General features: G+C 73.4%; 1 protein-coding gene. It reads right to left on the bottom strand.

All coding sequences use genetic code 11. The annotated features are described in order from the left end of the window. A partial coding sequence (locus VGR06_RS22210) for a type I polyketide synthase (RefSeq protein ID WP_327561033.1) occupies window positions 1-1,701 on the bottom strand: 1,701 nt, incomplete at its 3' end. Window positions 1,702-1,770: the final 69 nt, after the last annotated feature.

Here is a 1,770-nt window from a genome sequence, read left to right as displayed (position 1 = left end):
CTCCGCGTCGAACCGGTCCGCGTCATACAGGAAACCGCCGTGCCGGGTAGTGGAATGCCCGGTCCGGCCCGGATCGGGATGGTAGAGCCGCTCGACCTCCCAGCCCCGGTTGTCCGGAAACGGCCCGATGGCGTCGACCCCATCGTCCACCAGCCGCCACAGCTCCTCCGGCGACGCCACGCCGCCCGGATACCGGCAGGCCATGCCCACGATCGCGATCGGCTCGCCGGTGGCGGCGGCCGTTTCGCGCCCCGGGCGGCCCGCGGGCGAACCGGTGCGCCGCGCAGCAAGGTAACCGGCCAGCGCCGCGGGCGTGGGGTGGTCGAAGATCGCGGTGGCCGGCAGCCGGAGCCCGGCCGTGGCCTGCAGGCGGTTGCGCAGCTCCACGCCGGTCAGCGAGTCGAACCCCAGCTCCTCGAACGATCGCGCCGGGTCGATGCCGCGCGGGTCGCCGTGCCCGAGCACGGTGGCGACGGCCGTGATCACCTGATCCAGCGGGGTAGACCGGGGTTGTGCCCCGGGAATTCGCTGTTCGCTGACGAAGCCGCGTAGCACCGCGGGCAATGTCCCCGCCTCGGCTCGATCGCGTAGCGCGGCGCGATCGAACCGGGCGGGGACCACGGTGGCCCGTTCGGTGCCCGCCAGGATGGCGTCGAACCAGGCCAGAGCCGCGCCGGTCGGTAACGGCGGCAGCCCGTTTCGGCTCCACCGCGCCAGATCCGTGGTTGCGAGCCCGCCGCCCAGGCCGTCGCCGGTCGCCCACCGGCCCCAGGCCAGCGACACCGCCGGCAGCCCGCGCGCCCGGCGGTGCTCGGCGAGCGCGTCGAGAAACGCGTTGCCGGCGGCGTAGTTGGCCTGGCCCGCGGTGCCGACCGTGCCGCTGACGGACGAGAACAGCACGAACGCCCGAAGGTCCAGCCCGGCGGTCAGCTCGTGCAGATGCCAGGCCGCGTCCACCTTCGGCCGCAGTGCGGTGTCAAGGTGTTGCCCGGTCAGGGTTTCCACGGTGCCGTCGGCGAGCACCCCGGCCGCGTGCACGACCGCGGTCAGTGCGGGAATGCCGGCCAGCACAGCGGAAAGCTCCTCGCGGTTGGCCGCATCGCAGGCCACCACACGCACCTCGGCCCCGAGCGCGCTCAGCTCGCCGGCCAGATCTCGCGCGCCCGGGGCGTCCGGGCCGCGCCGGCTTGCCAGCACGAGCCGCCGGACACCGTGCGTGGTGACCAGGTGGCGGGCGATCAGCGCGCCGATGCCACCGGTTCCACCGGTGATCAGCACTGTGCCGGTGAGGTCCAGATCAGGCTTACCCGCTGCCGGTGTGATCTCGCTGAGCCGTGGCACGTATGCGTGGCCGGCGCGGAGGGCGAGCTGGGGCTCGCCGGTGGCCAGCGCGGCCTGGAGGATCGCCCGCGAAGCGGCGTCGTCGTCCAGGTCCACCAGCACGAACCGGTCGGGGTGCTCGGTCTGAGCGGCCCGCACCAGACCCCAGACGGTGGCCGTGGCCGGGGCGCCGCGCGTGGTGAACACCAACCGGCTGCTTGCCGGCCGGTCCTCGGCGAGCCAGCGCTGGATCGCCTCGAGCGCCTCGCCGGCCATCGTGTGCGCCGACATCGCCGGGTCGGACCCGTCGTCCTCAAAGGACATGATGGTGGCGTCGAGTGGCTCGCCGGGAACCGTGGAGCCCAGTGGTGTCCACTCCACCGCGTACAGTGGCTCTGCCGTTCGCCGACTGGAATCCTGGTGCAGGGCAAGGGATTCTACCGAGACCAC

The sequence above is a fragment of the Actinophytocola sp. genome, assembly GCF_036002505.1.
In the GTDB taxonomy this organism is placed as follows: Bacteria; Actinomycetota; Actinomycetes; order Mycobacteriales; family Pseudonocardiaceae; genus DASYTH01.
Note: the sequence above shows the minus strand (reverse complement) of the source record. Positions and strands in the feature narration are given on the sequence as shown.